Annotated in this window: 12 protein-coding genes and 1 pseudogene; 6 read left to right on the top strand and 7 right to left on the bottom strand. The window is 73.3% G+C overall.

What is annotated here, in order from left to right:
- Window positions 1-19: 19 nt before the first annotated feature.
- The gene (locus tag ACWCV3_RS16515) at window positions 20-1,144 is read right to left on the bottom strand and encodes a PLP-dependent cysteine synthase family protein (protein WP_451223735.1); all 1,125 of its coding nucleotides are present in this window, start codon (window positions 1,142-1,144) and stop codon (window positions 20-22) included.
- Between the two features lie 293 nt (window positions 1,145-1,437).
- Between ACWCV3_RS16515 and ACWCV3_RS16510 the strand changes: the two genes are divergently transcribed.
- Together ACWCV3_RS16510 and ACWCV3_RS16505 are read left to right on the top strand one after the other, a co-directional pair.
- Window positions 1,438-1,761, top strand: a complete 324-nt coding sequence (locus ACWCV3_RS16510; RefSeq protein ID WP_451223732.1) for a hypothetical protein — start codon at window positions 1,438-1,440, stop codon at window positions 1,759-1,761.
- Window positions 1,762-1,967: 206 nt separating this feature from the next.
- A pseudogene (locus ACWCV3_RS16505) lies at window positions 1,968-2,546 on the top strand (ATP-binding protein); the annotation flags it as partial.
- Window positions 2,547-2,985: 439 nt separating this feature from the next.
- Here ACWCV3_RS16505 and ACWCV3_RS16500 read toward each other — a convergent pair.
- Both ACWCV3_RS16500 and ACWCV3_RS16495 read right to left on the bottom strand, forming a co-directional pair.
- Window positions 2,986-4,224, bottom strand: a complete 1,239-nt coding sequence (locus tag ACWCV3_RS16500; protein WP_451223729.1) for an ROK family protein — start codon at window positions 4,222-4,224, stop codon at window positions 2,986-2,988.
- Between the two features lie 61 nt (window positions 4,225-4,285).
- Window positions 4,286-4,951 (bottom strand): alpha-ketoglutarate-dependent dioxygenase AlkB family protein, encoded by a 666-nt coding sequence (locus ACWCV3_RS16495; RefSeq protein WP_451223726.1) that lies wholly within the window; start codon window positions 4,949-4,951, stop codon window positions 4,286-4,288.
- Between the two features lie 78 nt (window positions 4,952-5,029).
- Between ACWCV3_RS16495 and ACWCV3_RS16490 the strand changes: the two genes are divergently transcribed.
- Complete coding sequence (locus ACWCV3_RS16490; protein ID WP_451223722.1) at window positions 5,030-6,181, top strand: methyltransferase; 1,152 nt, start codon at window positions 5,030-5,032, stop codon at window positions 6,179-6,181.
- On the opposite strand, the gene ACWCV3_RS16485 is transcribed toward ACWCV3_RS16490, so the two are convergent.
- Both ACWCV3_RS16485 and ACWCV3_RS16480 read right to left on the bottom strand, forming a co-directional pair.
- Window positions 6,150-7,010 (bottom strand): class II fructose-bisphosphate aldolase, encoded by an 861-nt coding sequence (locus tag ACWCV3_RS16485; RefSeq protein WP_451223719.1) that lies wholly within the window; start codon window positions 7,008-7,010, stop codon window positions 6,150-6,152. The genes ACWCV3_RS16490 and ACWCV3_RS16485 overlap by 32 nt on opposite strands.
- A 21-nt stretch (window positions 7,011-7,031) precedes the next feature.
- Window positions 7,032-7,913, bottom strand: a complete 882-nt coding sequence (locus ACWCV3_RS16480) for an SIS domain-containing protein (RefSeq protein ID WP_451223716.1) — start codon at window positions 7,911-7,913, stop codon at window positions 7,032-7,034.
- Window positions 7,914-8,035: 122 nt separating this feature from the next.
- Between ACWCV3_RS16480 and ACWCV3_RS16475 the strand changes: the two genes are divergently transcribed.
- Window positions 8,036-8,815 (top strand): DeoR/GlpR family DNA-binding transcription regulator, encoded by a 780-nt coding sequence (locus ACWCV3_RS16475; protein ID WP_451223713.1) that lies wholly within the window; start codon window positions 8,036-8,038, stop codon window positions 8,813-8,815.
- A gap of 10 nt (window positions 8,816-8,825) precedes the next feature.
- On the opposite strand, the gene ACWCV3_RS16470 is transcribed toward ACWCV3_RS16475, so the two are convergent.
- Window positions 8,826-9,518, bottom strand: a complete 693-nt coding sequence (locus ACWCV3_RS16470; RefSeq protein WP_451223710.1) for a TetR/AcrR family transcriptional regulator — start codon at window positions 9,516-9,518, stop codon at window positions 8,826-8,828.
- 128 nt (window positions 9,519-9,646) lie between these two features.
- Here ACWCV3_RS16470 and ACWCV3_RS16465 point away from each other — a divergent pair, with 128 nt between their 5' ends.
- Window positions 9,647-10,099, top strand: coding sequence for a nitroreductase/quinone reductase family protein (locus tag ACWCV3_RS16465; protein WP_451223707.1), 453 nt, complete (start codon window positions 9,647-9,649; stop codon window positions 10,097-10,099).
- Here the strand turns inward: ACWCV3_RS16465 and ACWCV3_RS16460 are convergent.
- A complete protein-coding gene (locus ACWCV3_RS16460) occupies window positions 10,089-11,363 on the bottom strand; it encodes a geranylgeranyl reductase family protein (RefSeq protein ID WP_451223704.1) in 1,275 nt (424 codons plus the stop codon). The two genes, ACWCV3_RS16465 and ACWCV3_RS16460, sit on opposite strands and share 11 nt — an antisense overlap.
- 170 nt (window positions 11,364-11,533) lie before the next feature.
- On the opposite strand from ACWCV3_RS16460, the gene ACWCV3_RS16455 reads away from it, so the two are divergent.
- The gene (locus tag ACWCV3_RS16455; RefSeq protein WP_451223702.1) at window positions 11,534-12,889 is read left to right on the top strand and encodes a M20/M25/M40 family metallo-hydrolase; all 1,356 of its coding nucleotides are present in this window, start codon (window positions 11,534-11,536) and stop codon (window positions 12,887-12,889) included.
- Window positions 12,890-12,947: the final 58 nt, after the last annotated feature.

Here is a 12,947-nt window from a genome sequence, read left to right as displayed (position 1 = left end):
CGCCCGGGGTGCCGTTCTCTCAGTCCGGCCACACCCCGGTGGCCAGCAGCGAATCGATCGCGGCCGTGTACGGCCCGATGTCGAGGTTCTGCTCCTCCAGCCAGCTGTCCGAGTAGTACTTGTCGAGGTAGCGGTCACCGGGGTCGCACAGCAGGGTGACCACACTGCCGTTCCGGCCCTCGGCCACCATCTCGGAGACGATCTTCAGCGCGCTCCACAGCCCGGTCCCGGTGGACCCTCCCGCCTTGCGGCCGAGCGCCCGCTCCAGCGCGCGTACGGCGGCCACGCTCGCGGCGTCCGGGACCTTCATCATGCGGTCGATCGCGCCGGGCACGAAGCTGGGCTCCATGCGCGGCCGCCCGATCCCCTCGATACGGGAGCCGCAGTCGCAGGTGACGTCCGGGTCGCCGGTGGTCCAGCCCTCGAAGAAGCAGGAGTTCTCGGGATCGGCCACACAGACCCGGGTGTCGTGCTGGAGGTAGTGCACATAGCGCGCGAGGGTGGCCGAGGTGCCGCCGGTGCCGGCCGTGGCGACGATCCAGGCGGGCACCGGGTACCGCTCCAGCGCGAGCTGCCGGAAGATGGATTCGGCGATGTTGTTGTTGCCGCGCCAGTCGGTGGCGCGCTCGGCGTAGGTGAACTGGTCCATGAAATGGCCGCCGGTCTCCGCCGCGAGCCGCGCGGACTCGGCGTACATGGTGCGCGGGTCGTCCACGTAGTGGCAGCGGCCGCCGTGGAACTCGATGAGCCGGCACTTCTCGGTGCTGGTGGTGCGGGGCATGACGGCGATGAACGGGACACCGATCAGGGAGGCGAAGTACGCCTCGGACACGGCGGTCGAGCCGCTGGACGCCTCGATCACCGGGCGGCCGGGGCGAATCCAGCCGTTGCACAGGCCGTAGAGGAAGAGGGAGCGGGCGAGCCGGTGCTTGAGACTGCCGGTGGGGTGGGTCGACTCGTCCTTGAGGTAGAGGTCGATGCCCCATTCCTCGGGCAGGGGGAAGCGCAGAAGATGGGTGTCCGCCGAGCGGTTCGCGTCCGCCTGGACCTTGCGCACCGCCTCTTTCAGCCAGTCCCGGTAGGCCGCGTCACTGCGGTCGACATCGAGGGTGGCGCCGGTCCGGGCCGGTGGGGTGGTGGTCACGGCGGGGCTCCTTACCTTGGGCGCCGACGACTCCCGGCGCGGTCGGCAGCCCGATCATAGGCATCAATCGCACCGCTTCTCACCTGCATCAACGCATCTTTGAGCCACTCAAAGGCAGCCCTGGGGCACACCCGTACGAGGGGGCGCGGGGGCGCATTGGCGCGAGGGCCCCGGCGCCACGTGCGCCCCGTCCTCGCGCACTGGTGCTCCCGTCCACGCCGGGGCAGACTGCACCGCGTGGACCGGCCGCCGTGCGGGGGCCGGTAGACCGGCGGCACGAGAGGCGGTACGGAATGGCGGAGCCGGAGTTCACGGCGAGAGGCGTGCGCATCGGCAAAGGGGTGCGCTCGCTGACGCGGGCGGGCCGGGTCCGGGTCGGCGACGGCAGGGTGGAGCTGCTCACCAGTGAGGGCAGCGAGATCGACAGCGCGCCTGTCAGAGCCGTGCGGGCCTCCAGACCGTGGTTCGCCGCGAAGGGCCGGGCGCAGGCCGAACTGGACGGCCGGCGCTACCAGCTCACGCTCACCGAACGTGATGCCGCACCCGGTGAGCCGGGGCCGTCCGCTGCCGGCAGGTTCGTCGAGGCGGTGCGCCGCGCCGCCGCCCGGGGTGGCTGACCTGCGGGCCACCGTGGCGAGTTGCGGGAGGGCGGTCACTGCGGCACGCTGATCTCACGTCACTCTGGGTCTACCGGAGGTAACGCTGCGGACCAGCCCGTCGGCCTCGACGGCGGCGGTCACAGGGACGTCGGCGCCCTCCCGGATTTCCGTTGTTCTCCGTGTTCCTCCGGTCAATCCGGACCTCACACCGGGGAGTCGCAGCCGTGATCAGTTACCCGAACAGGCACTGCACGGTGGAGCTCCAAGCCCTGCCGTCGCGGATCGGCCAGGTCCGCAGAATCGTATCTGCGCAATTGCGCTACTGGCGTCTGGACCCGTTGATAGACCGGGCCGCGCTCGGTGTGACCGAGTTGCTGAGCAACGTCCACCGGCACGCCCGGCCCGACAAGTCGTGCACGGTGGAGCTGGAGTTCCGGTCGGACCGGCTCACCGTGTCGGTCCGCGACCGCGATCCGCGTCTTCCCGTGGTGGCCGACGGCGACGATGCGTCCGGCGCCGGACCGCTCGCCACCTGTGGGCGGGGGCTCGGCATGGTGGCCGCGGTCAGCGAGAGCTGGGGGTGCCGGCCGGACGGCGAGGACGGCAAGGTCGTGTGGTTCGCGCTGTCCACGACCCCTGTCTCCCGTCCACCGGCGCCGAAGCCGCTCCGCGCGGCGCAGCCGCGGCCCGAGCCCGCCCCGCTCACCGTCCGGACCCCGGTCCGCGCGCCCGAGCCGGTCGTGGTCCACGCCCCGGCGCCCGAGCCGTCGGTGACGCACGGTCCGGCCCGGTCCCCCGAGCCCGCCGTGGCCCACGCCCCGGCCGGCACACCGGCGCCGGAGCCGGCCCTGGCCCACGCGGCACCGGAACCCGCCGCACCGGAGCCCGTGGTGGCGGCAGCGGCTCCCGCGGCATCGCCCGTACCCGGCTGACCGACAGGAACGCCCGGCCCGGTACCCGCCTCCGAGCGCCGTACCGGGCCGCGCTACGCCGCCTCGAGGAACCGACCCGCCGCCAACTCCAGGTCGGACACCAACGGGCCCCGCAGTGAACGGAGTTCGGACAACATCCGACCGACTCCGACCCGTCGGACTGGGGCTCCGCCCCGGAGGCCCTCTCACCACACGCCGACTCCGCTCGTCTCTCACGGAGTTCACGCGCACGTCGTGCGCTGTTCAGCGGTGAGGACGGGCGGAGTGCTCTGTTCGGAGCGGAGTCGGGAGACGTCCCACGGCTCCGCCGTCACCGCAGGGCCGCGAGCGGATCGTCGAGGACCGGCTGCCAGGCGAGTTCGGCGGCGCCGACGAGGCTGTCGTGGTCCAGGGTGCACGGCAGGATGGGGACGCTGCCGCTCTGTCCCCACAGACTGCGCTCGGCGACGACGGCCCGCAGGCGCTCGGGGTCGGCCCTGAGCAGGCCCCGGTGCAGTCCGCCGAGGATGACGCGGTCCGGGTTGAGGATGTTGACCAGCCCGGCAAGTCCCAGGCCGAGCCGGTCGATCAGGGTCTCGGCGGCGGCGCGGACCGCGGGATCGTCGTACCGGGTGCGCAGCAGGTCGTCGGCCTGGGCGAGCAGGGACATCTCGGGGCCGGGGTCGAGGCCGGCCTCCATGAGGAGGGCGAGCGGGTCGGCCTCGACGTCGAGACAGCCCCGGCTGCCGCAGTGGCAGACGCGGCCCTCGGGATTCACGGTGAGGTGGCCGACCTCCAGGGCGAGGCCAGAACTCCCGGTGTGCAGGCGGCCGTCGAGGACGAGCGCGCCGCCGACACCCCGGTGCCCGGTGGCCACGCAGAGCAGGTGCCGGGCGCCCCGGCCCGCGCCGTGCCGGTGTTCGGCGAGGGCGGCGAGGTTGACGTCGTTGCCCGCGAAGGCGGGGCCGCTGATCCCGGCCGCGTGCACCAGGCCGGTGAAGATGCGCCGGACCGGCTCCCCGGCGGGCCAGGCCAGGTGCAGGGGGTTGAGGGCGAGCCCGTCGGGCTCGGCGACGGCGGACGGCACGGCGAGCCCGGCGCCCACGCAGCGCCGGCCCGTGGCACGCAGCAGGTCGGCGCCCGCCTCCACCACCGCGCCCAGCACCTTGGCGGGGTCGGCGTCGACGGTCTCGCAGCCGGGCGTGGTCGCCACGATCCGCCCGCCGAGGCCGACCAGGGCGGCACGGAAACCGTCCGTGTGCACCTGCGCGGCCAGCGCGACGGGCCCGTCCTCGGCGACCTCCAGGCGGTGCGAGGGGCGGCCCTGGGAGCCGGCGGGGGCGCTGGGGCGGGCGTCGACCCTGATCAGGCCGAGCGCCTCCAGTTCGGCGGCGACGGCACCGGCGGTGGCTCGGGTGACGCCGAGTTCGGCGGTGAGTACGGCACGGGTCGGGGCACGTCCGGTGTGCACCAGCTCCAGCGCGGGGCCGAGGGCACCGCGTCCCCGGTCCAGCCGCGCCCGTGAGATGGGTCCTGCCCCCGCCTTCCGGGGGTCCGCCATGCCGCTCATGGGGGCGAGTCTCGCATGATCCGCGCCGGTCGTGACCTCTCTCGTGACCGATGTGACATGGTCAGCCGGCGGGGGCGGCCAGACCGCTCACCCGGAGGGTGATGTTGAGCCGTCCGGTCAGGCCGAGCGCGGGCGGCGCGGTGCCGGGGAGCACGCGCGGTACGCCGTGGAAGGCGAGGCGGGAGGGCCCGCCGAAGACGAAGAGGTCACCGCTGCGCAGTTCCACGTCCGTGTAGGGGCGGGTGCGTGTCTCGGTGTTGCCGAAGCGGAACACGCAGGTGTCGCCCAGGCTGAGGGAGACCACGGGGGCGGGGGAGCGCTCGTCGCCGTCGCGGTGCATACCCATGCGGGCGTCGCCGTCGTAGAAGTTGATCAGAGCGATGTCATAGGGGTCGCGGGGGAGCGCCTCGGGGCCGAGAGCGTCCCCGACCGCCGTCCGGGCCAGCTCGTCGAGCCAGGCCGGGAAGGGTTTGACGGGCGCGTCGTCGCCGTCGACGACGGTGCGGGCGTAGGCGTAGGGGTACCAGTGCCAGCCGAGGCAGACCTGCCGGGCGGTCATGGTGCCGCCACCGGGGGTGCGGACGGTGCGCAGTCCGGCCGGCGGCCGGGCCCACTCCCGGCAGGCGCCGAGCAGCGCGTGCTGCCGGTCCGCGTCCAGCCAGTACGGGACGTGCACGGCGCCCGGTGCGGCTTCGGCCCGCTCCCGCGGGAAAAGTTCCACGTCCATGCGCCCCATCCTGCCCCAGGACCGCCCGACCGGTCCTGAGCTGGTGCTCCGCTAGCCTGGGGGGCGATGAGCGACCGCATGACGACTCCGTGGGGCGAGACCGAACTGTCCCGTTTCCCCGACGACCCCCGCGACCGGCTGCGTGCCTGGGACGCCTCCGACGCGTATCTGCTGCGGCATCTGGCCGGGGAGGGGGTGGATCTGTCGGGCGAGGTCGTGGTGCTCGGCGACCGCTGGGGCGCGCTGGTGACGGCGCTCGCCGCGCACCGGCCGACGCAGATCACCGACTCCTTCCTGGGCCAGGAGGCCACGCGGGCCAACCTGGCGCGGGCCGGGGTCGGCCCCGGCGCGGTACGGCTGCTGACCACGCAGGACCCGGTACCGGAGCGGGTGGACGTGCTCCTGGTGCGGGTGCCCAAGAGCCTGGCGCTGCTGGAGGACCAGTTGCTGCGGCTCGCGCCCTCGGTTCACGCGGGGACGGTGGTGATCGGCGCCGGCATGGTGAAGGAGATCCACACCTCGACACTGAAGCTGTTCGAGCGTGTGCTCGGGCCGACCCGGACCTCGCTGGCCGAGCAGAAGGCCCGGCTGATCTTCTGCACCCCGGACCCGGCGCTCGTCCCGCCGGAGAACCCGTGGCCGTACGACTACACCCTGCCGGAAGGGATCGGGGCGGCGTCGGGACGGCCGGTGGTCAATCACGCGGGCGTCTTCTGCGCCGACCGGCTGGACATCGGCACCCGGTTCTTCCTCGGGCACCTGCCCGAGACACACGGACGCCGGGTGGTGGACCTGGGCTGCGGAAACGGCGTGGTGGGAACGGCCGTGGCGCTGGCCGATCCGGCGGCGGAGGTGCTGTTCGTGGACGAGTCGTTCCAGGCCGTCGCCTCGGCGGAGGCCACGTACAAGGCCAACGGGGTGCCGGGGCACGCGGAGTTCCGGGTCGGGGACGGGCTGGCCGGGGTGGCGTCCGGCAGCGTGGACGTGGTGCTGAACAACCCGCCCTTCCACTCCCACCAGGCGACCAGCGACGCCACGTCCTGGCGGATGTTCACCGGTGCCGGGCGCGCGCTGCGGCCGGGCGGTGAGCTGTGGGTGATCGGCAACCGGCACCTGGGCTACCACGTGAAGCTGAAGCGGCTGTTCGGCAACTGTGAACTGGTGGCCGGCGACCCGAAGTTCGTGGTGCTGAAGGCGGTCAGGAAGGGCGGGCGTCCAGGACGCGGATGATCCGGGCCACCTCGTCGGCCATGGCCGTCCGGCCGCCGGCGAGGTAGGTGCGCGGGTCGACGGTGTCGGGATGCCGCCCGAGGTGCTCGCGGACCGCCCGGGTGAGGGCCGTGTTGAGGGCCGTGCCGACGTTGACCTTGCCGATGCCGCCCTCGACCGCCCTGACCAGTTCGCCGTCCGGCACGCCCGAGGAGCCGTGCAGCACCAGGGGTACGGCCAGTTCGGCGGAGAGCCGCTCGAGCAGTACGTGGTCCAGGGCGGCGGTGCGGGTGGTCATGGCATGCGTACTGCCGACCGCCACGGCCAGCGCGTCGACACCGGTCCGCGCGACGAAGTCCCGCGCCTCGGCGGGGTCGGTACGGGCGCCGGGGGCGTGGGCGTCCAGCGGGGGTCTGCCGTCCTTGCCGCCTATCTGGCCCAGCTCGGCCTCCACCCAGAGACCTCGGGCGTGTGCCCAGTGGGCGGCCGTGCGGGTGGCGGCCAGGTTCTCGGCGTAGGGCAGTCGGGCGGCGTCGTACATCACCGAGCTGAACCCGGCGTCCGGGGCGCGGCGCAGGAGGTCGTCGCTCTGGACGTGGTCGAGGTGCAACGCCACGGGCACGACGCTCTGTTCGGCTGCGGACACGGCTGCGCGGGCGAGGGGCCTGAGATCGCCGTTTCTGAACTTGACCGCGTTCTCGCTCACTTGGAGCACCACAGGCGCTCCGGCCGTCTCGGCTCCGGCGACCGCGGCCTCGATGTGCTCAAGGGTGATGATGTTGAAGGCGGCGACGGCGGTACGGGTCCGGGCCGCCCGGGTGATCAGTTCGCCGGTGGTGGTGAGGGGCACGGGGGCTGGTCCCTTCCGCTGTCAGGGGGCGAGGATCACCGAGCGGGTGAGGTGGCGGGGCCGGTCGGGGTCGAGTCCCCGTGCTGCGGCCACGGCGACGGCGAGCCGCTGGACGCGGATCAGTTCGGCGAGCGGGTCGAGTGCGCCCTCGATCCACAGCGCACCGGTCGCGCGCACCTGTTCGGCGAGCCCTTCGGGGGCCGGGCCGAGCGTCCAGGTCGCGGTGTCCCCGGCGCTGACGCTGATCGGGCCGTGCCGGTACTCCATCGCCGGGTACGCCTCGGTCCAGGACAGCGAGGCCTCGCGCATCTTCAGCGCCGCCTCGTTCGCCAGTCCCACGGTCCAGCCCCGCCCGAGGAAGGTGAACTCCCTTCGGTCCAGCAGCCCTTCGGGCAGCGGGGCGGTGAGGGCCGCGCGGGCGTCGGTGACGGCGGCCGGGGTGTGCAGCCCGAGATGAGCGCGGAGCAGGGTGAGGGCGGTGGTGGCAAACCGGGTCTGCACGACGGAGCGTTCGTCGGCGTAGTCGAGGACCACCAGATCGTCGGCGACCTGCCGTACGGGTGTCCCGGGGTCGGCGGTGATCGCGGTGGTGCGTACCGTCCCCCTCAACCGGGCCAGCAGGTCCAGCACTTCCGTGGTGGTGCCGGACCGGGTGAGGGCGACGACCTGGTCGTAGGCCCGGCCTCCCGGGAACTCGGAGGCGGCGAACGCGTCCGTCTCGCCCTGCCCGGCGTCCTCGCGCAGCGCGGCCACGGCCTGCGCCATGAAGTACGAGGTCCCGCAGCCGACGACCGCGACCCTCTCCCCCGGCACCGGCAGGGCCGCACCGTACGGGCCCGCCTCCCGTGCCGCCCGCTCCCAGCACTCCGGCTGGCTGCTCAGCTCGTTCTCGACATGGCTCATGGCGTACCCTCCCCAGGCTGATCGTTCGTGCAAGATACTGCCGACTTTCGAGCATGATCAAGCATCGAGACAGAAATCGCCGGTACGTCGGGGTCGCCGGGGATCACAGGAACGGAGACCCGATGGCACGGGACACGCGCTGGCAGGCACTGCTCGAACTCCTCGCGCAACGAGGCCGGTTGGAGGTCGAGGAGGCGGCGGCAGAACTGGCGGTGTCTGCGGCGACCATCCGCCGGGACCTCGACGGGCTGGCCGAGCAGCGGATGCTGGTACGGACGCGGGGCGGGGCGGTCGCACACGGGGTGTCGTACGAGCTGCCGCTGCGGTACAAGACGGCCCGGAACGCCTCCGAGAAGCAGCGGATCGCGGCGGCGGTGGCGGAGCTGGTGGCGCCGGGCGAGGCGGTGGGACTGACCGGGGGGACGACGACCACGGAGGTGGCCCGCGCGCTGGCCGTGCGATCCGATCTGGCCGCCGGCTCGCCCGCGTTGACCGTGGTCACCAACGCGCTCAACATCGCGGGGGAACTCGCCGTACGGCCGCAGTTCAAGATCGTGGTGACCGGCGGGGTGGCGCGGCCGCAGTCGTTCGAGCTGGTCGGGCCGCTCGCGGACGGGGTGCTCGGCGCGGTCACACTGGACGTGGCGGTGCTCGGGGTGGGCGCCTTCGACCCCGTGCACGGCGCGGCGGCGCACGACGAGTCGGAGGCGGCGGTCAACCGGTTGCTGTGCGAGCGCGCGGAGCGGGTGGTGGTCGCGGCCGACTCCAGCAAGCTTCGGCGGCGGGCGTTCGCCCGGATCTGCGGCCCGGACCCGGTGGACACCCTGGTGACGGACACCGCGGTCGCTCCGGAGACCGTCCGCCGGTTCGAGGAGGCGGGCGTTCGGGTGCTGGCCGTCTGAGCCGGCCGGATCAGGCGGCGGGCAGGCCCACGCTCGCACCGAGCCGGGTCACGGCGTGCCGGAAGAAGCGCTCGCGGTCGATCACCACCTGTTCGAACTGCCCGAACACCTCGAACCCGACCAGACCGAACAGCTCCGCCCACGCGGCGACCATGGCGGGCGCGGCCTCCACGGGCAGCTCGGGGGCGATGTCGGCCGCCATCCGCTCGGCCTCGGGCAGCAGTTCGGCGGGGAGCGCCGGCCCGGTGAGGCCCGGCCCCCGGTCGGCGTCGCGGACGACGCCGATCAGCACCATGGCCACCCGCGCGGCGGACGGGATGGTGGTGGCGGGGGCCGCGTATCCCGGTACCGGCGAGCCATAGATCAGGGCGTACTCGTGCGGATGGCCCAGCGCCCATACCCGTACCGCCTCGCAGGCCACCGTCCAGCGGCGCAGGAACTCGCCCTCGGGGACGCCCGCGTGGGCGGTCTCGGCCGCCGCGCCGAGCGAGTCGTAGGCGTCGATGATCAGCGCGGTCAGCAGGTCGTCGCGACTCGGGAAGTACCGGTAGAGCGCGGACGACACCATGCCCAGCTCGCGGGCCACCGCGCGCAGCGAGAGCTTCGAGGCACCCTCGGCGGCGAGCTGTCTGCGGGCCTCGTCCTTGATGGCCGCGGTGACCTCGGTCCTGGCCCGCGCACGGGCGCCCTCTGCGGTGCTCATGCGGATCAGTGTGCCACGCGGCGGAGCAGTGCACACAAAGCAGAGCACCGCTCTTGCGCGAGAGCGGTGATCTCGGCACACTGGGAGGCGAAGCGAGAGCACCGCTCTCCGAAACCCTGGGGGCCGTCATGTCGTCCACGCCGTACTACCTGAAGGCAAGCCCGCTCGGCACCTGGTTCAACGGGCTGGTCGGCAAGCTCGCCCGCCTCGGTGTCAGCCTGGCGGGCAGCGCGGAGCTGTCGGTGCGCGGCCGCCGGAGCGGCGAGATGCAGCGCATCCCGGTCAACCCGCACACCTGCGAGGGCGCCCAGTACCTCGTCTCGGCGCGCGGCCACTCCCAGTGGGTGCGCAACATGCGCGCGGCGCACGGCGGTGAGCTGCGGGTCGGCCGGAAGGTGCGGCGGTTCAGCGCGGTGGAGCTGCCCGACGACGAGAAGCTCCCCGTCCTGCGGACCTACCTGGAGCGCTGGGGCTGGCAGGTCGGCAAGTTCTTCGCCGGGGTGACCGCGAGCAGCTCCGACGCGGAGATCCTCGCGGCCGCCTCCGACCATCCGGTGTTCCGGATCACCGTCACGGACTGACGGTGTCCCCCTGCTCGGACCGCTCCGGCTGCCCGTCCGGGATCTCCGGCATCGTCCGCCCCCGGTCCAGCGCGGCCAGCGCGCGCTGGGCGAGCGGACGGGACCTGACCATCTCCCCGAGCGTCGTCGCGCCGGTGGTGATGTCACGGAACGCCTTCCACGCGGGCCGGAACCCGGTGATCCCGGCGTGGAACACACCGGGACGGCGCTCGAAGGCGGCCAGCAGCCGCTTTCCGACGCTCATCTCCACGCCCAGCCCCGCCTTGATGGCGAAGGCGTAGTTCAGGGCCTGCCGTCGGGCGTCGACCGCGTCATGGGCCTCGGCGATGCGTACCGCCCACTCCCCCGCGAGGCGCCCGGAGCGCAGCGCGAAGGAGATGCCCTCACGGGTCCACGGCTCCAGCAGACCGGCCGCGTCACCGCAGACCAGCACCCGGCCACGGGAGAGGGGGGAGTCGTCGGCGCGGCAGCGGGTCAGATGCCCGGAGGAGATGTCGGGTTCGAACCCGGCCAGGCCCAGCCGGGCGACGAAGTCCTCCAGGTACCGCTTGGTGGCCGCTCCTTCGCCGCGCGCGGAGATCACGCCGACGGTGAGCGTGTCGCCCTTGGGGAAGACCCAGCCGTAACTGCCGGGCAACGGGCCCCAGTCGATGAGGACGCGGCCCCTCCAGTCCTCGGCGACGGTGTCCGGGACCGGGATCTCCGCCTCCAGACCGAGGTCGACCTGGTCCAGCTTGACCCCGACGTGGGCCCCTATGCGGCTGGCGCTGCCGTCCGCGCCGACGACCGCGTGGGCCAGCACCGTCTCGCCGCTCTGCAGGACCACGGCGACGGTGCGCCGGTCGGGGACGGCCGAGCCGTGCTGCTCCACCCGCTGTACGGTGACGCCGGTGCGCACCTCGGCGCCCGCCTTCTGGGCGTGTTCCACCAGGCGCTGGTCGAACTCGGGCCGGTTGATCAGCCCGAACAGCATCTGCCGGGAACGGCGGGTCCGGCTGAAGCGGCCGTTGTGGGAGAAGGTGACCGCGTGCACCCGGTCCCGGAAGGGGAGTTCGAAGCCGGGCGGGAGCGCGTCGCGGGAGGGGCCGATGATGCCACCGCCGCACGTCTTGTAGCGGGGAAGTTCCGCCTTCTCCAGGATCAGCACCCGGCGGCCGGCGACGGCCGCCGCGTAGGCCGCCGAGGCGCCCGCGGGTCCCGCACCGACCACGACGACGTCCCAGACCCGCCGCTCTTCCTCCGCCGAAGTGTTCTCGCCGCTCACGATGGTCCATCGCTCCGATCAAGCCGCTGCCGCTCCCCCGGTCCACCGCTGACACGGGGCGGGGGACCCCCATGTCCCACGCATCCTACGGCTGTCCCCGGTGTGGGCCGCTGTGGGAGGATCGGTGTATTCCAGCAGTTCAGCGTCGCAACCCACGAGGAGCCGTGCCCATGTCGTCGAATCCGGTCGCCGAGACCGTCGCCTCGCTCATGCCCCGCGCCAAGGCGGAGCTGGCCGAGCTGGTCGCCTTCAGGTCGGTGGCGGACTTCGAGCAGTTCCCGAGGAGTGAGAGCGAGGGCGCCGCGAACTGGATCGTGGACGCCCTGGGCGCCGAGGGCTTCACCGACGTGGCACTCCTGGACACCCCCGACGGCACCCAGTCGGTGTACGGCTACCTGCCCGGTCCCGAGGGCGCGAAGACCGTGCTGCTCTACGCCCATTACGACGTGCAGCCCCCGCTGGACGAGGCCGGCTGGACCACGCCCCCGTTCGAGCTGACCGAGCGGGACGGCCGCTGGTACGGACGCGGCGCGGCCGACTGCAAGGGCGGGCTGATCATGCACCTGCTGGCGCTGCGCGCGCTCAAGGCGAACGGCGGGGTGCCGGTGCACGTGAAGGTGATCGCGGAGGGCTCCGAGGAGCAGGGCACGGGCGGCCTGGAGCGGTACGCGGAGGCGCACCCGGAACTGCTGACGGCGGACACCATCGTGATCGGCGACACCGGCAACTTCCGGGTGGGCCTGCCGACGGCGACCACCACCCTGCGCGGCATGACGATGCTGCGGGTCCAGGTCGACACCCTGGCCGGGAACCTGCACTCCGGTCAGTTCGGCGGCGCCGCCCCGGACGCGCTCGCCGCGCTGATCCGCCTGCTGGACTCGCTGCGCGCCGAGGACGGTTCGACCACGGTGGACGGCCTGACCTCGGACGCCCGCTGGGAGGGCCTGGAGTACCGCGAGGAGCAGTTCCGCTCGGACGCCAAGGTGCTGGACGGCGTCGGGCTGATCGGTGACGGCTCGGTGGCCGACCGCCTGTGGGCCCGTCCGGCCGTCACGGTCATCGGCATCGACTGCCCGCCGGTCGCGGGCGCCACCCCGTCCGTGCAGTCCAGTGCCCGCGCGCAGATCAGCCTGAGGGTGCCGCCGGGCGTGGACGCCGCCGAGGCGACCAAGCTGCTCACCGCCCACCTGGAGGCCCACGTGCCGTGGGGCGCGCGGGTGAGCATCGAGCAGGTCGGCCAGGGCCAGCCGTTCCGCGCCGACACGACCAGTCCCGCCTACCAGGCGATGGCCGACGCGATGGCGGTCGCCTACCCCGGCGAGACCATGCAGTACGCGGGCCAGGGCGGCTCGATCCCGCTCTGCAGCACCCTCGCCGGTCTCTACCCCGAGGCCGAGATCCTGCTCATCGGCCTGAGCGAGCCGGAGGCCCAGATCCACGCGGTCGACGAGAGCGTCTCCCCCGAGGAGCTGGAGCGCCTCTCGGTCGCGGAGGCCCTGTTCCTGGACAAGTACGCGGCGAACTGAGGACGTCGGCGACGGTGCGTTCCCGCGAGGGCGGTGACGCACCGTCGCCGGGCTCAGG

This window comes from Streptomyces sp. NPDC001781 (genome assembly GCF_053596035.1).
The sequence above is the reverse complement of the archived record's forward strand: the minus strand, read 5'-3'. Positions and strand labels throughout refer to the sequence as shown.